The sequence below is a fragment of the Edwardsiella tarda ATCC 15947 = NBRC 105688 genome (assembly GCF_003113495.2).
Taxonomy (GTDB): Bacteria; Pseudomonadota; Gammaproteobacteria; order Enterobacterales; family Enterobacteriaceae; genus Edwardsiella; species Edwardsiella tarda.
The window spans coordinates 3,579,696-3,601,387 of record NZ_CP084506.1; the positions used below are offsets into that span (position 1 = coordinate 3,579,696).

At 53.4% G+C, this 21,692-nt stretch carries 20 protein-coding genes; 16 read left to right on the plus strand and 4 right to left on the minus strand.

The window, feature by feature from the left end:
• Positions 1–6: 6 nt before the first annotated feature.
• The 3 genes from rbsA to kup all read right to left on the minus strand — a co-directional run bounded on the left by rbsA (position 7) and on the right by kup (position 4,004).
• Positions 7–1,512, minus strand: a complete 1,506-nt coding sequence (gene rbsA, locus DCL27_RS16580; protein WP_035598631.1) for a ribose ABC transporter ATP-binding protein RbsA — start codon at positions 1,510–1,512, stop codon at positions 7–9.
• 7 nt (positions 1,513–1,519) lie between these two features.
• The gene (rbsD, locus tag DCL27_RS16585; RefSeq protein ID WP_005291254.1) at positions 1,520–1,939 is read right to left on the minus strand and encodes a D-ribose pyranase; all 420 of its coding nucleotides are present in this window, start codon (positions 1,937–1,939) and stop codon (positions 1,520–1,522) included.
• A 196-nt stretch (positions 1,940–2,135) separates the two neighbouring features.
• Positions 2,136–4,004 (minus strand): low affinity potassium transporter Kup, encoded by a 1,869-nt coding sequence (kup, locus tag DCL27_RS16590; protein ID WP_005295722.1) that lies wholly within the window; start codon positions 4,002–4,004, stop codon positions 2,136–2,138.
• Positions 4,005–4,264: 260 nt separating this feature from the next.
• Between kup and ravA the strand changes: the two genes are divergently transcribed.
• Positions 4,265–5,779 (plus strand): ATPase RavA, encoded by a 1,515-nt coding sequence (gene ravA / locus DCL27_RS16595; RefSeq protein WP_005291247.1) that lies wholly within the window; start codon positions 4,265–4,267, stop codon positions 5,777–5,779.
• A 1-nt stretch (position 5,780) separates the two neighbouring features.
• Positions 5,781–7,235, plus strand: a complete 1,455-nt coding sequence (gene viaA / locus DCL27_RS16600; protein WP_035598628.1) for an ATPase RavA stimulator ViaA — start codon at positions 5,781–5,783, stop codon at positions 7,233–7,235.
• Between the two features lie 11 nt (positions 7,236–7,246).
• On the opposite strand, the gene asnA is transcribed toward viaA, so the two are convergent.
• Positions 7,247–8,239, minus strand: coding sequence for an aspartate--ammonia ligase (asnA, locus tag DCL27_RS16605; RefSeq protein WP_005291241.1), 993 nt, complete (start codon positions 8,237–8,239; stop codon positions 7,247–7,249).
• 154 nt (positions 8,240–8,393) lie between these two features.
• Here asnA and asnC point away from each other — a divergent pair, with 154 nt between their 5' ends.
• From asnC to glmU, 14 genes are all read left to right on the plus strand, one after another.
• Entirely contained in the window at positions 8,394–8,855 is a 462-nt protein-coding gene (gene asnC, locus DCL27_RS16610; protein WP_035598624.1) for a transcriptional regulator AsnC, read from the plus strand.
• 102 nt (positions 8,856–8,957) lie between these two features.
• Positions 8,958–9,401: an FMN-binding protein MioC gene (gene mioC, locus DCL27_RS16615; RefSeq protein ID WP_005291236.1), complete on the plus strand. Its 444-nt coding sequence runs from the start codon at positions 8,958–8,960 to the stop codon at positions 9,399–9,401.
• Positions 9,402–9,797: 396 nt separating this feature from the next.
• The gene (mnmG, locus tag DCL27_RS16620; RefSeq protein WP_035598622.1) at positions 9,798–11,687 is read left to right on the plus strand and encodes a tRNA uridine-5-carboxymethylaminomethyl(34) synthesis enzyme MnmG; all 1,890 of its coding nucleotides are present in this window, start codon (positions 9,798–9,800) and stop codon (positions 11,685–11,687) included.
• 97 nt (positions 11,688–11,784) lie between these two features.
• Complete coding sequence (rsmG, locus tag DCL27_RS16625; RefSeq protein WP_035598620.1) at positions 11,785–12,405, plus strand: 16S rRNA (guanine(527)-N(7))-methyltransferase RsmG; 621 nt, start codon at positions 11,785–11,787, stop codon at positions 12,403–12,405.
• A 650-nt stretch (positions 12,406–13,055) separates the two neighbouring features.
• The gene (atpI, locus tag DCL27_RS16630; RefSeq protein WP_035598617.1) at positions 13,056–13,433 is read left to right on the plus strand and encodes a F0F1 ATP synthase subunit I; all 378 of its coding nucleotides are present in this window, start codon (positions 13,056–13,058) and stop codon (positions 13,431–13,433) included.
• 40 nt (positions 13,434–13,473) lie between these two features.
• Complete coding sequence (atpB, locus tag DCL27_RS16635) at positions 13,474–14,292, plus strand: F0F1 ATP synthase subunit A (RefSeq protein ID WP_005291224.1); 819 nt, start codon at positions 13,474–13,476, stop codon at positions 14,290–14,292.
• Positions 14,293–14,343: 51 nt separating this feature from the next.
• Positions 14,344–14,583: a F0F1 ATP synthase subunit C gene (atpE, locus tag DCL27_RS16640; protein ID WP_004093904.1), complete on the plus strand. Its 240-nt coding sequence runs from the start codon at positions 14,344–14,346 to the stop codon at positions 14,581–14,583.
• A 57-nt stretch (positions 14,584–14,640) separates the two neighbouring features.
• Entirely contained in the window at positions 14,641–15,111 is a 471-nt protein-coding gene (gene atpF / locus DCL27_RS16645; RefSeq protein WP_005291219.1) for a F0F1 ATP synthase subunit B, read from the plus strand.
• A 14-nt stretch (positions 15,112–15,125) separates the two neighbouring features.
• Positions 15,126–15,659, plus strand: a complete 534-nt coding sequence (gene atpH / locus DCL27_RS16650) for a F0F1 ATP synthase subunit delta (RefSeq protein WP_005291216.1) — start codon at positions 15,126–15,128, stop codon at positions 15,657–15,659.
• A gap of 12 nt (positions 15,660–15,671) precedes the next feature.
• On the plus strand, positions 15,672–17,213 hold the full coding sequence (gene atpA, locus DCL27_RS16655) for a F0F1 ATP synthase subunit alpha (RefSeq protein ID WP_035598615.1): 1,542 nt from the start codon (positions 15,672–15,674) through the stop codon (positions 17,211–17,213).
• 62 nt (positions 17,214–17,275) lie between these two features.
• Positions 17,276–18,139, plus strand: a complete 864-nt coding sequence (gene atpG, locus DCL27_RS16660; protein WP_005291210.1) for a F0F1 ATP synthase subunit gamma — start codon at positions 17,276–17,278, stop codon at positions 18,137–18,139.
• A gap of 34 nt (positions 18,140–18,173) precedes the next feature.
• Positions 18,174–19,556 (plus strand): F0F1 ATP synthase subunit beta, encoded by a 1,383-nt coding sequence (gene atpD, locus DCL27_RS16665; protein ID WP_005291207.1) that lies wholly within the window; start codon positions 18,174–18,176, stop codon positions 19,554–19,556.
• Between the two features lie 19 nt (positions 19,557–19,575).
• Positions 19,576–19,995 (plus strand): F0F1 ATP synthase subunit epsilon, encoded by a 420-nt coding sequence (locus tag DCL27_RS16670; protein ID WP_005291204.1) that lies wholly within the window; start codon positions 19,576–19,578, stop codon positions 19,993–19,995.
• Between the two features lie 280 nt (positions 19,996–20,275).
• Positions 20,276–21,646: a bifunctional UDP-N-acetylglucosamine diphosphorylase/glucosamine-1-phosphate N-acetyltransferase GlmU gene (gene glmU, locus DCL27_RS16675; protein WP_005291201.1), complete on the plus strand. Its 1,371-nt coding sequence runs from the start codon at positions 20,276–20,278 to the stop codon at positions 21,644–21,646.
• Positions 21,647–21,692: the final 46 nt, after the last annotated feature.

Below are 21,692 nucleotides of genomic sequence, written 5' to 3' on the forward strand. Positions count from 1 at the left end.
CGGGGATTACTCCTGCTTAACGCCGTATTGCTTGCCGACGGCGGCCGCCATCAGCACTTCTTGTGTTGCCTGTTCGATCGGGAACTCCCCGCTCAGATGCCCTTCATGCATCACCAGGATACGATCACTCATTCCCAGTACTTCAGGCATCTCCGAGGAGACCAGGATGATGCTCAAACCATCCGCCTTAAACTGGTTAATTAGCTGATAGATCTCTTTTTTTGCACCGACATCGACGCCTCGCGTCGGCTCATCGAGGATCAATACCTTGGGGCGTGTCATTAACCCACGCGCGATAGCGACCTTCTGTTGGTTACCACCGGAAAGTAAACCGATCGCCTGCTCCATCGATGGTGTCTTGATATTGAACAACGAGATAAAGTCGCTGACCGCCTCCTGCTCTTCACCATGCTTAAGCGATCCATTGAGACGGCTGAAATAGCGCAGCGCCGTCAGCGACATGTTCTCCTTCACCGACATACCCAGCACCAAGCCATCACGTTTACGATCTTCCGAGATATAAACGATGCCGTTGGCCAATCCCTCTTGAGGCAAACGGATCTGCACGTCATGCCCTTCCAACGTGATCGAACCCTGGGTTCGTGGCAATGCGCCATACAGGATCTTCATCAGCTCAGTACGCCCGGCCCCCATCAATCCGGAGATGCCTAAGATCTCGCCGCTACGCAGGGTAAAGGAGACGGCATTCACGCCCGGGCCGGACAACTGCTCAACCTGTAAACGCAACGCCCCGGGAGCCTTATCCAGACGTGGATACTGCTCCTCCAGTTTGCGCCCAACCATCATTTCGATCAGTGTGTCTTCTGTCAGCTCGTCAACGGGCCGCTCGGCGATAAACTGACCGTCGCGGAATACCGTCACGTCATCGCAAATCTCAAAAATCTCTTTCAAGCGATGAGAGATATAGACGATGCCACGCCCCTGTGCCTTGAGTTCGCGGATCACACTGAACAGCGACTCGGTCTCCGTATCGGTCAACGCATCCGTCGGTTCATCCATGATGATCACCCGCGACTCGAAACTCAGAACCTTGGCGATCTCCACCATCTGCTGTTCACCGATAGACAACTCACCGACCAGACGATGGCTGCTATACCCTAGATTGAGACGTGCCAATAGCTTGTCGGCCTCAGCGTACATCTTTGTCCAGTCGATGCGCCCCCAGCGATTAGTAAACTCACGCCCTAAAAAGATATTCTCCGCAATGGTAAGCTGCGGAATGAGATTCAACTCTTGATGAATGATGCCGATGCCCGCCTCTTGAGAGGATTTCGGGCCACTAAACGCGGTCTCCTGTCCCAAGTAATGCAGCGAGCCGGCATCTTTCTGGTAGATCCCGGTCAGCACCTTCATCATGGTGGATTTGCCCGCACCATTTTCCCCCACCAGCGCCATCACGCGGCCGGGATACACATTCAATGACGCGCCGGATAACGCCTTCACGCCAGGAAAAGACTTATCGATTGCGTTTAACGCCAGTAACGGTTGCATAATGGCCTCAGAAGGTCACGCCGGCATACAGCAGTACATTGGCGTAGGGAGAGCATTCACCGCTACGGATGATCGCCTTACTCTCAGCGCTCAGCGTCTTAAACTGGCTATGCGTGACATAATCGATTTGAATGTCATTTCCCTGACGCCGACCTAACTGCTGTAGCCAATCCAGCAATTGCTGGTGGACGTCAGGATTGATCTGCGCCATCTCCTGCGCCACAACGGCACGCTCCACCTGCATTTCCGCCGTTACCGTCTCCACAACCTGCATAAAACGCGGAATATCATGGGTCAACGCCAGATCGATACGCGCCACCCGATCAGGGATCGGTAAACCCGCATCCCCGATGGCGACGCTATCCGTATGGCCAAGACGGGCGACTAACGCCGAAACCTCAGAATTCAGTACTGTGCCTTTTTTCATGACTCACTCCACCAGCGAAACGTTTCGCTCATCGGCTAAGTGTAAGGGGAGGGTGAGAACGAACCAAGGAAAAAATAAAAAAATGTGATCGCTATCGAAACGTTTCGAGGCAAAAGCGATTCAGCCAAAGCGCGGTTTCAATCAAAAAGGGCGCCCAATGGCGCCCTTTCGTAAGAAATCAGGTCGGGATACGACGTTAGATCTCGACCTGCGTCCCTAACTCGATCACCCGGTTAGGTGGGATCTCAAACTGATCGGCCGCTTGGAGCGCATTACGGCTCAAGGCCATAAATAGGCGACCACGAGCCTTGAGGTACCAGGGACGATGCCCCAACAGTAACGACTCATGCGACATGAAGAAGGAGGTTTCAATGATACGGCAGGGTAATCCCTCCAACCCACAGCGATGGAAAATTTCCTCGACGTTCGGCGTCTCTTTAAAACCGTAACTGGCTACGACACGCCAGAAGGTCGGCGAAAGTTGCTCCAGGGTCACTCGCCGCACATTATGCACGTAGGGGGCATCCTCGGTACGCAACGTCAACAGGATCACCCGTTCATGCAATACCTTGTTATGTTTTAGATTATGCAACATTGCCAAGGGGATAACATTCACCGCGCGCGACATATACACCGCCGTGCCAGGCACCCGTACCGGTGGTGACTTCTCCAGAGAGGCAATCATCGCCTCCAGAGAGTTACCGTGTTCATGCAAACGACGTAGTAAACGAAAACGCTCGCTCTTCCAGGTCGTCATGATGATAAACATCAGCAGACCCAAGGTCAGCGGCAACCAGCCGCCTGATAGGATCTTCATCGCGTTGGCGCTAAATAGCGGCACATCGAGGCACAACAACCCCAGCAGCAACACGGCCACGATGAAGCGGTTCCAGTGCCAGTTCTTCAATGCCACGGTACAAGAGAGCATGCTGGTCAGTACCATGGTACCGGTCACCGCAATACCATACGCCGCCGCTAGATTGCTAGAGCGCTCGAAGCCGATGATCACCAATACCACGCTGATGTACAACGCCCAGTTGATCGCCGGAATGTAGATCTGCCCGGCCTCCATATCCGAAGTATGGATGATACGCATCGGCGGCAGATAGCCTAAACGCACCGCCTGACGCGTCAGGGAGAAGACCCCGGAGATTACCGCTTGCGAAGCGATCACCGTCGCCAGGGTCGCCAGGACCAACAAGGGGATCAGCGCCCAGTCTGGCGCCAGCAAGAAGAAGGGGTTTTTAATCGCGGTCGGATCGGTCAGCAATAATGCCCCCTGCCCGAAATAGTTCAGCATCAGCGAGGGGATGACAAACAGGAACCAGGCCAAGCGAATCGGCTTCTTGCCGAAGTGCCCCATGTCGGCATACAACGCCTCGACCCCGGTGATCGACAACACTACAGCCCCCAATGCAAAGAAGGCGAGGCTCTTATATTCGACAAAGAAGTTGATTGCCCAGCGTGGGTCCAAGGCATGTAGTACCTGAGGGTTAGCGAGAATACTACGTCCCCCAAGGATCGCCAGCGATAGGAACCATAACACCATCACTGGGGCAAACAGGCGACCGATGCTTCCGGTACCGTGCTTCTGGATAAAAAATAACACGGTCAATACTAAGACGGAGAGGGGGACGATATAGGGATCGAGCGAGGGCGCGGCAATCTCCAGCCCCTCGATAGCCGACATCACGGAAATGGCTGGTGTGATCACCACCTCACCGTAGAAGAAGCTACCGCCGATCAACCCGAGGATCACCAGTGTCGCCGTGACCTTCGCCGTCGTATTACGCCCAGCCAGCGACATCAACGTTAAGATGCCCCCTTCACCGGCGTTATCCGCCCGCATGACAAAGGTCAGATACTTCAGCGAAACGATGAGGATCTGCATCCAAAAGATCAACGAGAGAAAACCGAAGACAATCTCCGGCTTCACTTCGAAGCCATAATGTCCGGCAAAGCACTCGCGGAGTGTATAAAGAGGACTGGTACCGATATCGCCATACACTACGCCGATAGCCGCCAGGGTCACTGTGGTCAGTGAGCGTTTCTGTTCTGTACTCATAACATTTTTCGTTGTGAAATTTCCGTCAGCCATAGATGCGCCAACATCCCGAGCGCAGATAAAGGTTGCACAGTATGCATAAATACCCTCGCATTCCCACCGTAAAACCCGCAAGAATATCGTTGATTATGTAACAAACAACATGGCGTCTTGGCGCTTGGCCCTCTCTCTTCACCATCCCGACACGGGCGAAATAAAGCTGGTCATACACCTTATAAATAGATACAACAAAATCATCCATGTCATGAATAGAGATTAGTATGACGCAACCCCGTCAATTGGCCGAACGTATTTCTCGGCTGAGCCATGCATTGGAGTCAGGTTTATATGAGCGGCAACAAGCGGTACGCCTATGCCTATTGGCGGCACTGTGCGGCGAGAGTGTGTTTTTACTCGGTCCGCCCGGCATCGCTAAGAGCCTAATCGCGCGCCGGCTCAAGTTCGCCTTTCGCGATGCGCGCGCATTCGAATACCTGATGACGCGCTTCTCCACGCCAGAAGAGGTCTTCGGCCCCCTCTCTATCCAGGCGTTAAAAGATGAAGGGCGTTATCAACGCCTGACTCAGGGCTACCTGCCCGAAGCAGAGATCGTCTTCTTAGACGAGATCTGGAAGGCGGGCCCCGCGATCCTGAACACCCTATTGACCGCCATCAACGAACGCCGTTTCCGTAACGGTGAATGCGAAGTAGCCATTCCCCTACGCCTACTGGTCACCGCCTCAAACGAACTACCGGAGGCTGATGGTGGACTCGAAGCACTGTATGACCGCATGCTGATTCGGCTATGGTTAGATAAGGTACAGGAAAAGAACAATTTCCGCGCCCTGATCAACAGCCATCAGGATGATGGCTATAACCCCGTACCCGCTAGCCTCACCATCGGCAGCGAAGAGTTTCAACAGTGGCAACAACAGCTGATCAGCGTCACGCTGCCGGATAGCGTCTTCGAGCTGATCTTTCAGTTACGCCAGCATATCGATTCGTTGGAAAACGCGCCCTATATTTCTGATCGGCGCTGGAAAAAAGCCGTCCGTCTGTTACAAGCCTGCGCCTTCTTTAGCGGACGTAGTAGTGTCGCACCGCTGGATCTGATCCTGTTGAAGGAGTGTCTCTGGCACGACCTGCCCTCACGCCAACTGCTCAATCAACATATTCAATTGATCCTAACCCAGCAGGCCTATCGTCAACAGGCACTCCTGTTGCAAATACAACAACTGGAGACACAGTGGCTACAGAGTCAGCGCGACTATCAACAGACCCGAGCCCTGACGCTGCAAACCAAAGCCGGGCTCTTCAACCGTAAGTCTCAGCACGCCTTACCGGATGGACTCGATACATCACAGCTGACGCTCCTGCTGCTGCAACCGCTGCGCCTACATGATATGCAAGTCACCCATTTGGTGATCGAAACGGCCACCCTCAACCGCTGGCTCCAGAAGGGCGGCGAGTTACGAGCCCGCCTCAATGGGATCGGTTTTGCCCTAAGCATCGATGTTGCCATTACCACACAGCATCAGTTGGAGGTGCGCGACATCAGCCAACAATCCAGTCTATTGAGCCTGCCGGGCGATCCGCGTCAACGAGCGAGCGACGATATTCTGGCCAACCTCGATAAACTGCGCCAAGCGTTGCAGCAACAACGTCAACAATTCGCCAGCCAACAGCCTTGTCTCTTCGTCAGTAGCGACTGGCTCGCTCAAATCGAAGCCAGCCTGCTGGAAGTCGAAGAGCACCTTAACGCGCTTGCCGCACGCTTACAGGGAGAGACGATCTGACATGCCATCGCTCGAGGCCGTCGAAGCCTTCCTGGTCATGAATGAAAGCGAGTTGCTACAAGACTTTTTGGTCGGCCTCATCGCCGCCCCCCAGTTGGCAGCGTTTTTTGAGAAGCACCCGCGTCTGCGTCAGCTTATCGATCGGGAGTGGCCCGGTTGGCAACGACGGTTGCGTAAGCGGATCAGTGAAACCAATGTCCCCGATGACTTGGCGCAAGAGTTCACCCTATACCAACATCAGCTGCTGTTAGGCAACGGAGAGTTCTTCCGCAACTTACCCACGACACTCACCTGGCTTACCAACCAGGACTCCCCTTTTAATCACGAGGCGCGTCAACTGTGTCCACAAGGAAACTTTCCCCACAGCGACAGTTTCCATGCGCTGTTTCTACAACGCTGGCGCCTTAGCTTAGTCGCACGCACGCTGACACTCCATCATCAGGTGATGGAGGAAGAACGCGCACTCCTGCAACAAGAGTTACAACAACGTCTACAACTGAGCGGAGCCCTCGAACCGGTATTGGCAGAAAATGAAAACGCAGCAGGACGTCTATGGGACCTCAGTCGCTCGACGCCTCAACATGGCGACTATCAGCTACTGGTGCAGTATGGCGACTTCCTGGCTGGCCAACCTGATTTGCAACAATTAGCCGAACGTCTAGGACGTAGCCGCGCTGCCGAAGCGAAAGAGGAGGCCGACACTCAGCAAGAGATTCGTCATGTCTTATTACGTGAGCCCTCCGTGATGCCGGAGGAGGTCAGTGGTATTCACCAGAGCGACGAGATCCTACGCCTCATGCCGAGCGAACTCTCGATTCTGGGATTGAGTGAGTTGGAGTATGAATTCTACCGCCGCTTACTGGAAAAGCGGCTGATGACCTATCGCCTGCAGGGGGATGCCTGGCGTGAACAGCCGGTACAACGCCTGATCGCTTACCATCACCACCAACAGCAACCTAAGGGGCCTTTTATCGTCTGCGTCGACACCTCGGGCTCGATGGGTGGCTTCCATGAACAGTGCGCTAAAGCCTTTTGCCTGGCGTTGATGCGTATCGCTCTGGCCGATAATCGTCGCTGTTACATCATGTTATTTTCCAGCGACATCGTACAACACGAACTCACCGCCGATGATGGCATCGATCAGGCGATCCGCTTCCTCAGCCAACGCTTTAGGGGGGGGACCGATCTGGCTCGTTGCCTGGCACAGACCAGCACGTTATTACAACAACCGGCCTGGCAGCAGGCGGATGCGGTGGTCATTTCTGACTTTATCGCCCAACGTCTCCCTGAAGAGACGCAGCGAGAAATAAAACAGCTGCAAAAACAGAATGGCCACTGCTTTCACGCAGTGGCCATGTCGCCACATGGCAAGCCCAGCATAATGAAAGTCTTTGATTATATTTGGCGCTTTGATAGCGGTATTAAGGGGCGCCTGCTGCGTCGCTGGCGCCGTTAGTGTCAGGACAGTTAGAGGATCGCCGGCACTTGCTGGCGAATCGCCGGCGGCCACACACCACACTGCACCTGACCGATATGCTGTTGTTGCAGCAATAACATCACTAAACGGGATTGGCCGATACCACCGCCGATAGTCTGCGGCATCTCACCACGCAGCAACGACTGATGCCACTCCAGTGCCATGCGGTCCTCATCATCGGTGAGCGCCAGTTGACGCTTTAACGCCTGCGCATCCACACGGATCCCCATTGAAGACAGTTCAAAGGCATCCTCCAATACCGGGTTCCACACCAGAATATCGCCGTTCAGCCCCCCCAGTCCCTCAGAACCGAGCGATGTCCAATCATCATAGTCCGGCGCTCGCACATCATGTGCTTGGCCGTTCGACAGGCACCCACCGATCCCCATCAGGAACACGGCACCCAATTCACGTGTAATGGCGCGCTCACGCTCTTTAGCATCCAGATCAGGGTAACGACGCAGTAGCATCTCACTGTGAATAAAGTGGATCTCCGCCGGTAAGAAGGGCGTTAAGCCATAGCGTTCACAGACCTCTTGTTCCGTCGTCTTCATCGCCGCATAGATCTGACGAACGGTGTCCTGCAGATACGCCGGAGTACGCTCTCCATCGCCCATCACTCGCTCCCAGTCCCACTGATCCACATAGACCGAATGAATGGCTGATAGACGATCTTCATCCGGGCGTAGGGCCTTCATATGGGTATACAACCCTTCCCCCGGGGCAAAATCATAGGTTCCGAGCGTCTTACGCTTCCACTTCGCCAATGAATGAACCACTTCAAAGGTATCCTGCGGTAGGTTTTTAACCTTTACCTGGACCGCTTTCTCATGACCTGACAGGTTATCTTGAGTACCATCGCCCAAACGGCTCAGGATAGGCGCTTGGACCTCGATTAAGCCAAGTCGCTGCTCCAACTGACGAGAGAAATGCTGCTTTACAAAGCTGATCTGTTGTTGTTTTTCAATATAGTATTTTTTCATGACTGTACTCACCACCTGTCTGTCCTGTTGCTATAGATTAAGCAACAGAAGTGGCATTGAATTCAATAATCAACAACAAATATCGCCAGTTAGGTTTTAATCGTTCATTATATCGCATCAAAAATTATTAATTATTCAAAAACCGAGGATAAAAATGGCAGAAATTTATCCGATCGATAATCTCGATCGCGGCATCCTTAACGCATTGATGAAGAATGCCCGTACGCCCTACGCCGAATTGGCTAAAAACTTTAACGTCAGCCCAGGAACGATCCATGTACGCGTAGAAAAGATGAAGCAAGCCGGCGTGATCAGCGGTGCCTGCGTACAAGTCAGTCCGAAAATGTTGGGCTACGACGTCTGCTGTTTTATCGGCATCATCTTAAAAAGTGCTAAAGACTATCCCTCAGCCTTAGCCCGTCTGGAGAGCCTAGATGAGGTAGTTGAGGCTTACTACACCACCGGTCACTACAGTATTTTCATCAAGGTGATGACTAAGTCCATCGAGGCGCTGCAGCATGTACTTATCAACAAGATCCAGACTATCGATGAGATCCAGTCGACGGAGACCCTAATCTCGCTACAAAACCCGATCATGCGGGACATTAAGCCCTGAAGGCGAAGAAACGATCCCTTTTCATTCCCATATTATCCACAGCTAGATCCCAGCAAATTCGCAGCGTACAATAGCGCCTCCGAATCACAGGCTGGGATCATCATGGCACACATCACCGTAATCAGCGGCAGTACTCTGGGTAATGCCGAATATGTCGCAGAACATCTAGCCGATAAGCTGCTTGCACAAGGGCATGAGGTGCAGGTACTGCACGGTCCCGAGCTTGATGAAGTGCCACAACAAGGGATTTGGCTGGTGGTGACCTCAACGCATGGCGCAGGTGAACTCCCCGACAACTTACAGCCCTTGTTTGAGCAGATTGAAACTCAACAGCCGGATCTCACCGGGATCCATTTCGGCGCAGTGGGGATCGGTAGTAGTGAATACGACACCTTCTGCGGAGGGATCGCTATTGTCGATCGCATTTTGATCGCATTCGGTGCCCAACGGATCGGTGAAGTGATCAAGATCGACATCAAGCAGCACGATGTTCCCGAGGATCCAGCAGAAGAATGGCTTGCCGAGTGGGAAAAACTTATTCATTAAGTCTGTTTTTTGTCCACTTAGTCTGTGTATAAGTCTTGTTATAAGCAGTAAGAAACAGGTAGTTATCCCAATAACAACCGCTAGCCATTTTTTGTCCTGTGCATAACAACCAATAAAGATCCCAGCTTTTACGGTCTGGGATCACCGATCTTCCACAGTAAATGATCCTGCGTAGTCACTTGATCCTTATTGAGAAAAACGTGTTATCCACAAAGGATCACGATCCTAATAGAAGATCTAATAAAGAGATCTTTAAATAAAAAAGATCTTTTAAATACTGGGCGAAGGATCCACGATCCTCTTCGGTTGGACCTACGCCTAAACTTGAGTAGAATCCCCACCCCTAGGCAAATAACGATCGTTGACAGCCTTTCGGTTAGCGCGAGGTGCAGTACCATGTTTTACCCCGATCCCTTTGATGTCATCATTATCGGCGGCGGCCATGCCGGTACCGAAGCGGCCATGGCTTCAGCCCGAATGGGCCGCCAGGCCCTACTGTTAACTCACAATATCGACACGCTTGGCCATATGTCATGTAATCCGGCTATCGGCGGCATCGGTAAGGGACACTTAGTTAAAGAGGTCGATGCCCTGGGTGGATTAATGGCTCAGGCGATCGACAAAGGCGGGATCCAATTCCGGATCCTCAACGGCAGCAAGGGCCCCGCGGTGCGGGCGACACGTGCGCAAGCGGATCGTGTGTTGTACCGCCAAGCGGTTCGTATGGCATTGGAAAACCAGCCTAATCTGATGATCTTCCAACAGGCCGTCGAGGATCTGATCGTCGAAAACGATCGTGTCGTTGGCGCGATCACTCAGATGGGACTAAAGTTCCGGGCGAAAGCGGTCGTATTGACGGTTGGAACCTTCCTAAACGGTAAGATCCATATCGGTCTGGAAAACTACAGTGGGGGTCGTGCCGGGGATCCGCCTTCGATCGGTCTTGCCCATCGACTGCGTGAACTGCCATTACGCGTCAACCGGTTGAAGACGGGAACTCCGCCCCGTTTGGATGCTCGAACCATCGATCTCGCCGCCTTAGCACAGCAACATGGCGATAATCCGGCACCGGTGTTCTCCTTCCTGGGTGACGCAAGTCAACATCCGCGTCAGCTACCCTGTTATATCACCCATACTAACGAACGTACTCATGAGGTGATCCGTAACAATCTGGATCGTAGCCCGATGTATGCAGGGATCATCGAAGGGATCGGCCCACGCTATTGCCCTTCGATCGAAGATAAAGTCATGCGCTTTGCCGATCGTAACGCGCATCAGATCTTCTTAGAGCCAGAAGGGCTAACCAGCAACGAGATCTACCCTAACGGCATCTCCACCAGCCTGCCATTCGATGTTCAGATGGCGATCGTGCGCTCGATGGATGGAATGCAAAATGCCCGAATCGTGCGCCCAGGCTATGCTATCGAGTATGACTTTTTCGATCCGCGCGATCTGAAGCCAACATTGGAAAGCAAGTATATCCAGGGATTATTCTTCGCCGGTCAGATTAATGGCACCACCGGTTACGAAGAAGCCGCTGCCCAAGGTCTGCTGGCGGGCCTCAATGCTGGGCGTTGTGCCGCCGAGTTGGAAGGTTGGGCTCCACGGCGAGATCAGGCTTATCTCGGTGTCTTGGTGGATGATCTCTGCACTCTAGGGACCAAAGAGCCGTACCGTATGTTCACTTCGCGGGCCGAATATCGCCTGATGCTACGCGAAGACAATGCCGATCTGCGCCTCACACCGATCGGGCGTGAATTGGGTCTGGTTGACGATGAACGTTGGGCTCACTTCAACCGGAAGTTAGAAAACATGGAACGGGAGCGTCAGCGTCTGCGTGATACCTGGGTACATCCCCAGGCCGAGCAGGCGGCGACAATCAATGCGTTGCTGAAGACGCCGTTATCGCGCGAGGCTAATGGCGAAGATCTGCTGCGGCGCCCGGAGATGGATTACGCTGCGCTCACTTCATTAGCCCCGTTTGCGCCCCCGCTAGAGGATCGTCAGGCGGCCGAGCAGGTTGAGATTCAAGTTAAATATCAAGGTTATATTGCTAGACAGCAGGATGAGATCGAAAAGCAGATGCGTAACGAGCACACCCTGTTGCCGGCCGATTTGGATTATCGCCAGGTGAATGGCTTGTCTAACGAGGTGATCGCCAAGCTTAACGATCATAAACCAAGTTCTATCGGGCAAGCATCGCGTATCTCCGGCATCACTCCGGCCGCGATCTCCATTCTACTGGTTTGGTTGAAGAAGCAGGGAATGCTACGCCGCAGCGTTTAACTATGGCTTCCGAGCCGCCTTAGCGCGGCTCATCACTTCGTTCTGGCCTCCGCAGTGTTGCTGCGGCCGAGCTGGATTTGACAGAGGAAAAGAACCCGTGCACAAGCAACTGGATACGCTGCTGGCGCAGGCTGGCATTTCGTTAACCGATCAGCAAAAACAGCAGCTATTGGCGTATGTCGAGCTGCTGGATAAGTGGAATAAGGCGTATAACCTGACTTCCGTACGCGATCCGCGTGAGATGTTGGTTCGCCATATCATGGACAGCATCGTGGTCAGTCCTCATCTGCAAGGACAACGCTTTATCGATGTGGGTACGGGACCCGGACTACCGGGGATTCCGTTGGCTATCGTACGTCCCGAGTCTCACTTCACGCTATTGGATAGTCTGGGGAAACGGGTACGTTTCCTACGCCAAGTACAGCATGCGCTGCAACTGAACAATATCGAGCCGGTACAGAGCCGGGTAGAAAGCTTTGTGGCTGAACCGCCATTCGATGGTGTTATCAGTCGTGCCTTCGCCTCGTTACAGGATATGCTCGCTTGGTGTCATCACCTACCGGCCGCTCCGCATGGGCGGTTTTATGCGCTGAAGGGCGTGGTCCCGCAGGATGAATTGCAGAGTTTACCTGATGGCGTGACCTTGGAATCGGTGATCCGCTTGCAGGTACCGATGCTGGAAGGGGAGCGTCATCTGGTGGTGCTTAAAGCACATTAATTTTGTTTTTTATCAAAAAAAATCAAAAAAACCATTGATTGAGAAATAAACAGAATCCTGGAGGCCGAGCCTAACCATCAATTCATTGCCGAGCACTCTGTTTTACTTTTTTTTACACGGGTGACCAGGTGAAGGGTATCGGTGTACGGGGATCGACGTATCGTATCCCCCCATTTGCCGGGTGTTTTCGCCCTTTGAGGCGGGGGCGATGGGGGGAACGACGTGGGTTACTCCGTATGTCAATAGGCTGTTTCTATTTGGTTTTACTTAGTAGATTGTTGCGTTAATAACCTAACTTTATGATTTTAAATGTCTATATTAGCAATTTTGGCTAAAGATTAGCCTTAACCCTATGGTATACAGGCTTTTTTATCGCTTTATTTTGTGATCATCTACGCTGGCAAAAATGTAATATTGGAATTGTCAGATGTATCACTAAAAATGATTATTACGTCGATTCTGTGGCTTTGACGATAAAACGTGAAAATATTTAAATTACTATTCACTTTTTGGCTACTTATGCATTGAATTTGTAGGTGTGCACCGTATAATTTTCACGTTTTTCTGGCTTGACTCTGCCTCGTAAAGGCAGTTTTATTACGTCACTCAAATCAGCATACCTCCTGGGGGGTACGGAGAGAGCAAACGTCATGTCTGGAGCACTCTATGGCGGGAAGACAGTACGTAACCTGCTGATTCTACAGTTAGTGACCTTTGTTCTATTCAGTATTTGTCTGTCGATGAAAACGGCGAACTGGGGATGGTCCGCACTCTTGGGCGGTCTATCAGCCTGGTTACCCAATGCTGTCTTTATGCTGTTTGCTTTACGTCAGCGAGTAGGGGAGCCGGGAGAGGGACGTATCGCTTGGGCATTTGTCACCGGCGAGGCGCTGAAGGTGGTCTGTACGATCGCGCTGCTTATCGTGTCGCTAGGGTGGTTGAAAGCGGTCTTTCTTCCGCTAGGCCTGACTTACATTGCGGTGCTGGTGGTGCAGATCACCGCGCCAGCATTTATTAGTCGTAATTAAAACAGTTACCGTATTAACTACTTAAAGGGTAAGAGGCATCATGTCTGCAGGAGAAATCTCTACGCCACAAGAGTACATCGGTCACCATCTGAATAACCTTCAGCTGGACCTGCGTACTTTTGAGCTGGTGAATCCGCACGATGGCCCAGCGTCTTTCTGGACGTTGAACATCGACTCCATGTTCTTCTCTGTGGTGCTGGGCCTGATCTTTCTGGCTCTGTTCCGTAAAGTCGCTAAACATGCCACTAGCGGTGTGCCGGGTAAGTTTCAAACGGCCATCGAGCTGATCATCGGCTTCGTCGATGGCAGTGTACGCGATATGTACCACGGTAAGAGCAAACTGGTCGCTCCGTTGGCCTTAACCATCTTCGTCTGGGTATTCCTGATGAACTTGATGGACTTGGTGCCGATCGATTTCTTGCCCTATATCGCCGAACACTGGCTGGGCCTGCCGGCATTGCGTGTTGTTCCGTCTGCGGACGTCAATATTACGCTCTCCATGGCGCTCGGGGTATTTATCCTGATTCTGTTCTATAGCATTAAGATGAAGGGACTGGGAGGCTTCGTGAAGGAGCTGACGTTACAACCGTTCAATCATCCTGTTTTTATCCCGATTAACTTGATTCTGGAAGGCGTCAGCCTGTTGTCCAAGCCGATCTCTCTCGGTTTGCGACTGTTCGGTAACATGTATGCCGGCGAGCTGATTTTCATCCTGATTGCCGGTCTGTTGCCGTGGTGGTCACAGTGGTTGCTCAACGTTCCATGGGCTATCTTCCACATTCTGATTATTACGCTTCAAGCCTTTATCTTCATGGTTCTGACGATCGTCTATCTGTCGATGGCGTCTGAAGAGCACTGATTATTTTTTAACAACACTACTGCGTTTAACTGAAACAAACTGGAGACTGTCATGGAAAACCTGAGTATGGATCTGCTGTACATGGCTGCCGCTGTGATGATGGGTCTGGCGGCAATCGGTGCTGCGATCGGTATCGGCATCTTGGGTGGGAAATTCCTGGAAGGCGCCGCGCGTCAGCCGGATCTGATCCCGCTGCTGCGTACACAGTTCTTTATCGTAATGGGTCTGGTGGATGCTATCCCGATGATTGCTGTTGGTCTGGGTCTGTACGTCATGTTTGCCGTCGCGTAACCGGAATATCCCGTTACGCCAACCAAACCGATTAACTAATTTAAGAGGCATTGTGCTGTGAATCTTAACGCAACAATCCTCGGCCAGGCCATCGCGTTTGTCCTGTTCGTCTGGTTCTGTATGAAGTATGTATGGCCGCCGATTATGGCTGCCATCGAGAAGCGTCAGAAAGAGATTGCTGACGGTCTCTCTTCCGCAGAGCGTGCGAAAAAAGATCTGGACTTGGCGCAAGCCAATGCGACCGACCAGCTGAAAAAGGCGAAGGCTGACGCACAGGTGATCATCGAGCAAGCGAATAAGCGTAAGTCTCAGATCATCGATGAGGCGAAAGCCGAAGCGGAACAGGAACGTGCCAAGATCGTCGCGCAGGCGCAGGCAGAAATCGATGCCGAGCGTAAGCGTGCGCGTGAAGAGCTGCGTAAACAGGTCGCCATGCTGGCTATCGCCGGTGCCGAGAAGATTATTGAACGTTCCGTGGATGAAGCTGCGAACAGCGACATCGTCGATAAACTAGTCGCTGAACTGTAAGGAGGGAGGGGCCGATGTCTGAATTTATCACGGTAGCTCGCCCCTACGCCAAAGCAGCTTTTGACTTTGCTGTTGAGCATAACAGCCTGGATCGTTGGCAGACTATGCTGGCATTCAGCGCTGAGGTGACCCGCAATGAAAGCGTGGCCGAAATGTTGTCCGGTGCCCTGGCTCCGGAGACCCTTGCGGCGTGTTTCATCAAGATTTGCGGTGACCAGCTCGATCAATCCGGTCAGAACTTCATTAGAGTGATGGCGGAAAACGGACGTTTACAGGTTATTCCTGACGTGCTGCAGCAGTTTATTGCGCTGCGAGATGCGATGGAAGCGACGGCGGATGTAGAAGTCACCTCTGCCGCGCCTCTGAGTCAGACGCAGCTGGATAAAATCAGCGCCGCAATGGAACAACGTCTGTCACGTAAAGTGAAGCTGAATTGCAAAATTGATAAGTCTGTATTGGCCGGCGTGGTGATCCGCGCGGGTGACTTGGTGATCGATGGCAGCATCCGCGGCCGTCTGGATCGCCTAGCAGACGTCTTGCAGTCTTAAGGGGACTGGAGCATGCAACTGAATTCCACCGAAATCAGCGAACTGATCAAGCAGCGCATTGCTCAGTTCGACGTGGTGAGCGAGGCTCACAACGAAGGTACAATCGTCTCCGTGAGCGACGGGATTATCCGTGTTCACGGTTTGGCGGATGTCATGCAGGGCGAGATGATCGCGCTGCCGGGCAACCGCTACGCTATCGCACTGAACCTGGAGCGCGACTCTGTTGGGGCGGTAGTGATGGGGCCCTACGCTGACCTGGCCGAAGGCATGAAGGTCAAGTGTACCGGCCGTATTCTGGAAGTTCCGGTAGGCCGTGGTCTGCTGGGCCGCGTGGTGAACACCCTGGGTGAACCGATCGACGGTAAAGGTCCGGTCGAGCACGACGGCTTCTCCGCCGTTGAAGCTATCGCCCCGGGCGTTATCGAGCGTCAGTCGGTCGATCAACCAGTACAGACGGGCTATAAGTCTGTCGATGCCATGATCCCGATCGGCCGTGGTCAGCGTGAGTTGATCATCGGCGACCGTCAGACCGGTAAAACCGCGCTGGCCGTCGATGCCATCATCAACCAGCGTGACTCCGGCATTAAGTGTATCTATGTCGCTATCGGTCAGAAGGCCTCTACCATCGCGAACGTGGTGCGTAAGCTGGAAGAGCACGGTGCACTGGCGAACACCATCGTCGTGGTCGCTTCGGCTTCTGAATCCGCTGCATTGCAATACCTGGCACCGTATGCCGGTTGTGCAATGGGTGAGTATTTCCGTGATCGCGGCGAAGACGCGCTGATCATCTACGATGATCTGTCCAAGCAAGCGGTCGCTTATCGTCAAATCTCCCTGCTGCTCCGTCGTCCGCCTGGACGTGAAGCATTCCCGGGCGACGTATTCTACCTCCACTCCCGTCTTCTGGAGCGTGCGGCGCGTGTTAACGCCGATTACGTCGAGGCTTTCACTAAGGGTGAAGTCAAGGGACAAACGGGCTCACTGACGGCGCTGCCGATCATTGAAACCCAAGCCGGGGACGTTTCCGCGTTCGTTCCGACCAACGTAATCTCGATTACCGATGGTCAGATCTTCCTGGAATCCAACCTGTTTAACGCCGGTATCCGTCCTGCGGTTAACCCGGGGATCTCCGTATCCCGTGTGGGTGGCGCGGCACAGACCAAGATCATGAAGAAACTGTCCGGTGGTATTCGTACCGCGTTGGCACAGTATCGTGAACTGGCAGCTTTCTCCCAGTTCGCCTCTGATCTGGATGACGCGACCCGTAAACAGTTGAGCCATGGTCAGAAAGTTACCGAACTGCTGAAACAGAAGCAGTACGCGCCGATGTCCGTTGCCGCACAGTCGCTGGTGCTGTTTGCCGCCGAACGTGGCTACTTGGAAGACGTCGAACTGGCGAAGATTGGTGCCTTTGAAGCGGCATTGATGGCTTACGTTGAGCGTGAGCAGGCCGACCTGATGCAACAAATCAACCAGACCGGTGCTTATAACGACGAGATCGAAGGCAAGCTGAAAGGCATCCTCGATACCTTCAAAGCAACCCAGTCCTGGTAATAGCCTTACGGCCTGCCGGCAGTAATACGGTGGGCCGTAAAAGGTTTTGAGGAGAAGCAGAGATGGCCGGCGCGAAAGAGATACGTAGCAAGATCGCCAGCGTGCAAAACACGCAAAAGATCACGAAAGCGATGGAGATGGTCGCCGCCTCCAAAATGCGTAAAACGCAGGATCGCATGGCGGCCAGCCGTCCCTATGCAGAAACCATGCGCAAAGTGATTGGTCACCTTGCGCTGGGGAATCTGGAATACAAACACCCGTACCTGGAAGAGCGCGATGTGAAGCGCGTGGGGTATCTGGTGGTTTCTACCGACCGTGGTCTGTGCGGTGGCTTGAACATTAACCTGTTTAAGAAACTGCTGACAGAGATGAAAGAGTGGAACCAGAAGAGCGTGGACATCGATCTCGCGCTGATCGGTTCGAAAGCGGTCTCTTTCTTTGGGTCCGTGGGTGGCAATGTTGTCGCTCAGGTTACCGGTATGGGGGATAACCCCTCGCTGTCCGAGTTGATCGGTCCGGTGAAGGTGATGCTGCAGGCCTATGATGAAGGCCGTCTGGATCGCCTGTATGTGGTGAGCAACAAGTTCATCAATACCATGGCCCAAGAACCACAGGTCCTTCAGTTGTTGCCGTTGCCGAAGGCTGACGATGCAGAGCTGAAGCGGAAATCATGGGATTACCTGTACGAACCGGATCCTAAGGCGCTGTTGGATACCTTGCTGCGCCGTTATGTGGAATCTCAGGTTTATCAGGGCGTCGTGGAAAACCTGGCCAGTGAGCAGGCCGCGCGAATGGTTGCTATGAAGGCAGCAACCGATAACGGCGGCAACCTGATCAAAGAGCTGCAGTTGGTCTACAACAAGGCTCGTCAGGCCAGCATCACCCAGGAGCTGACCGAGATCGTCTCGGGTGCTGCTGCGGTTTAAGAGCTAGGTTTACGAATTACGTAGAGGATTCAAGATGGCTACTGGAAAGATTATCCAGGTTATCGGCGCTGTGGTGGACGTGGAGTTCCCGCAAGATGCCGTGCCGAAGGTGTATAACGCACTGGAAGTAAAAGGCGGTGCCACGAAACTGGTACTGGAAGTGCAGCAGCAGCTGGGTGGCGGCGTCGTTCGCTGCATCGCGATGGGCTCCTCCGACGGTCTGCGCCGTGGGCTGGTGGTTGAAGACCAAGACCATCCGATCGAGGTTCCGGTCGGTAAGGCGACCCTGGGCCGTATCATGAACGTACTGGGTGATCCGGTCGACATGAAGGGCGAGATCGGCGAAGAAGAGCGTTGGGCTATCCACCGCGCGGCGCCGAGCTATGAAGATCTGTCCAACTCTCAGGAGCTGCTGGAGACCGGCATCAAGGTTATCGACCTGATTTGCCCGTTCGCCAAAGGCGGTAAAGTTGGCCTGTTCGGTGGTGCCGGTGTGGGTAAGACCGTTAACATGATGGAGCTTATCCGTAACATCGCTATCGAGCACTCCGGTTACTCCGTATTTGCCGGTGTAGGCGAGCGTACCCGTGAGGGTAACGACTTCTACCACGAGATGACCGACTCCAACGTATTGGATAAAGTTTCTCTGGTATACGGCCAGATGAATGAGCCGCCGGGAAACCGTCTGCGTGTGGCGTTGACCGGTCTGACCATGGCGGAGAAATTCCGTGATGAAGGTCGCGATGTGTTGTTGTTCATCGATAACATTTATCGTTATACCTTGGCTGGTACCGAAGTTTCTGCTCTGCTGGGTCGTATGCCGTCGGCGGTAGGTTATCAGCCGACCCTGGCGGAAGAGATGGGTGTGTTGCAAGAGCGTATCACCTCAACGAAGACGGGCTCTATCACCTCCGTACAGGCCGTATACGTCCCGGCGGATGACTTGACTGACCCCTCCCCGGCGACCACCTTCGCCCACTTGGATGCGACCGTCGTACTGAGTCGTCAGATCGCCTCGCTGGGTATCTACCCGGCCGTTGACCCGCTGGATTCGACCAGCCGTCAGCTGGATCCGCTGGTGGTGGGTCAGGAGCACTACGATACCGCACGCGGCGTGCAGTCCATCCTACAGCGTTATCAGGAGCTGAAGGATATCATCGCCATTCTGGGTATGGACGAGCTATCCGAAGAGGATAAGCTGGTGGTTGCCCGTGCGCGTAAGATCCAACGCTTCCTGTCTCAGCCGTTCTTCGTGGCCGAAGTGTTCACCGGTTCTCCGGGTAAGTATGTGTCACTGAAAGACACCATTCAGGGCTTTAAAGGCATCATGAACGGTGACTATGACCATCTGCCGGAGCAGGCGTTCTACATGGTGGGTTCTATCGACGAAGCCATGGAAAAAGCCAAGAAACTGTAACGCCTGATAGGAGGGTGATATGGCTATGACTTTCCATCTGGATGTGGTCAGCGCGGAGCGTCAGATGTTCTCCGGGCTGGTGCAAAAAATCCAGGTGACGGGTAGTGAAGGTGAGCTGGGTATCTACCCGGGTCATGCTCCGCTGCTTACTGCCATTAAGCCTGGCATGGTGCGTATCGTTAAACAGCACGGCGAGGAAGAGTTTATCTACTTGTCCGGCGGCATCCTTGAGGTGCAGTCCAGCGCGGTAACCGTGCTGGCCGATACCGCTATCCGTGGTCAAGACCTCGACGAGGCGCGCGCGATGGAATCGAAGCGTAAAGCCGAAGAGCACATCCGTAGCTCGCACGGCGATGTCGACTATGCTCAGGCATCCGCAGAGCTGGCCAAGGCGATTGCGAAACTGCGTGTAATCGAACTGACCAAAAAAGCGATGTAAGCAGACAGACTGCCGCAAAAACCTCTCCCATTGGAGAGGTTTTTTTTATGGTGAAAAAAAGTGTTCTCCCCTAATCGATTACGGGTTGCTTATTAAGCGCTAACCCTAAAAACAGCGCACGAGGCAGAGAGTGTTTGCCCTTGCGGCGCCAAGTTATCTATCATCACCCCATCCCTTCAGGCTCACGGGTCTGAGCGTGTTTTGAGTAGAGAAATATGTAGTAATCCTGCTGGCTAACAGGTTTACTTGAGCCCATCAATTTGAATGGATCAGATTGCTTATGTCGACACATCCGTTAAGCGTGGTCATCCTTGCCGCCGGTAAGGGGACCCGCATGTATTCCGATCTTCCCAAGGTATTGCATCCGCTGGCAGGTAAGCCGATGGTGCAACATGTCATCGACAGCGCATTGACGCTGGGCGCACATCAGGTTCATCTGGTCTATGGTCATGGCGGCGAGTTATTGCAGTCTCGTTTGGCCGGTCAGCCATTGAATTGGGTCTTACAGGCACAGCAGTTAGGTACCGGTCATGCGATGCAGCAGGCGGCACCTTATTTTGCCGATGATGAAGATATCCTGATGTTATACGGTGACGTGCCGCTGATCGCGACTGCGACGCTGCAACGCCTGATCGCTGCCAAACCGCAGGGAGGGATTGGACTATTGACCGTCAAACTCACCGATCCGACAGGCTATGGTCGTATCGTGCGTCAGGATGGTGTGGTTACGGGTATCGTCGAACATAAGGATGCCAGTGAAGCACAGCGCCATATCGATGAGATTAATACCGGTATTCTGGTGGCGAATGGTGCGGATCTGAAACGTTGGTTGGCACGTCTGGATAACAATAATGCCCAGGGTGAGTTTTACATCACCGACATTATCGCCATGGCTCATCAAGAAGGGCGGCGGATTGAGGCGGTACATCCCGATCACCTGTATGAGGTTGAGGGCGTGAATAACCGCTTGCAACTGGCTGGCTTGGAGCGAGCTTATCAGCAGCAGCAGGCGCAGCGTCTGTTGTTAGCGGGCGTCATGTTGCTCGACCCGGCGCGTTTCGATCTGCGCGGGGAGTTGTGTCATGGACGTGATGTGATCATCGATACCAATGTGATCATTGAGGGTAAGGTGACATTGGGTGATCGGGTGCATATCGGCAGCGGTTGCGTGCTGAAGGATTGTCAGATTGCCGCCGATAGCGTGATCAGTCCCTACACGGTGATCGAGGGGGCGGCGCTCGCCGAATCCTGTACTGTGGGGCCATTTGCGCGCCTGCGCCCCGGTGCCCGTTTGGATGCTCAAGCGCATGTGGGTAACTTCGTCGAAATGAAGAAGGCGCATTTAGGCCATGGTTCTAAAGCCGGTCATTTGAGTTACCTCGGGGATGCGCAGATTGGTGCGGGGGTGAATATCGGCGCCGGTACGATCACCTGTAACTATGACGGTGCCAATAAGCATCAGACGGTGATCGGTGATGATGTATTTGTCGGTTCCGATAGCCAACTGGTGGCGCCGGTTACCATTGGCCGCGGCGCGACCATTGCGGCGGGTACAACGGTAACGAAAGACGTTGGCGACGATGAGTTAGTCCTTAGCCGGGTGAAACAGTCACAGATCCGCGGTTGGAAACGGCCGGTGAAGAAAAAATAAGCGCGATCGCTGCGGCCTGACGGCCGCAGCGGTTTTGCGCTGTACT

Coding starts and splice junctions, on each gene's coding strand:
- atpE (WP_004093904.1), top strand. CDS start 14,344: ATGGAAAACCTGAGTATGGATCTGCTGTACATGGCTGCCGCTGTGATG.
- mnmG (WP_035598622.1), top strand. CDS start 9,798: ATGTTTTACCCCGATCCCTTTGATGTCATCATTATCGGCGGCGGCCAT.
- atpH (WP_005291216.1), top strand. CDS start 15,126: ATGTCTGAATTTATCACGGTAGCTCGCCCCTACGCCAAAGCAGCTTTT.
- atpD (WP_005291207.1), top strand. CDS start 18,174: ATGGCTACTGGAAAGATTATCCAGGTTATCGGCGCTGTGGTGGACGTG.
- asnA (WP_005291241.1), bottom strand. CDS start 8,239: ATGAAAAAATACTATATTGAAAAACAACAACAGATCAGCTTTGTAAAG.
- asnC (WP_035598624.1), top strand. CDS start 8,394: ATGGCAGAAATTTATCCGATCGATAATCTCGATCGCGGCATCCTTAAC.
- atpA (WP_035598615.1), top strand. CDS start 15,672: ATGCAACTGAATTCCACCGAAATCAGCGAACTGATCAAGCAGCGCATT.
- atpB (WP_005291224.1), top strand. CDS start 13,474: ATGTCTGCAGGAGAAATCTCTACGCCACAAGAGTACATCGGTCACCAT.
- rbsA (WP_035598631.1), bottom strand. CDS start 1,512: ATGCAACCGTTACTGGCGTTAAACGCAATCGATAAGTCTTTTCCTGGC.
- atpG (WP_005291210.1), top strand. CDS start 17,276: ATGGCCGGCGCGAAAGAGATACGTAGCAAGATCGCCAGCGTGCAAAAC.
- ravA (WP_005291247.1), top strand. CDS start 4,265: ATGACGCAACCCCGTCAATTGGCCGAACGTATTTCTCGGCTGAGCCAT.
- DCL27_RS16670 (WP_005291204.1), top strand. CDS start 19,576: ATGGCTATGACTTTCCATCTGGATGTGGTCAGCGCGGAGCGTCAGATG.
- glmU (WP_005291201.1), top strand. CDS start 20,276: ATGTCGACACATCCGTTAAGCGTGGTCATCCTTGCCGCCGGTAAGGGG.
- viaA (WP_035598628.1), top strand. CDS start 5,781: ATGCCATCGCTCGAGGCCGTCGAAGCCTTCCTGGTCATGAATGAAAGC.
- atpI (WP_035598617.1), top strand. CDS start 13,056: ATGTCTGGAGCACTCTATGGCGGGAAGACAGTACGTAACCTGCTGATT.
- kup (WP_005295722.1), bottom strand. CDS start 4,004: ATGAGTACAGAACAGAAACGCTCACTGACCACAGTGACCCTGGCGGCT.
- mioC (WP_005291236.1), top strand. CDS start 8,958: ATGGCACACATCACCGTAATCAGCGGCAGTACTCTGGGTAATGCCGAA.
- rbsD (WP_005291254.1), bottom strand. CDS start 1,939: ATGAAAAAAGGCACAGTACTGAATTCTGAGGTTTCGGCGTTAGTCGCC.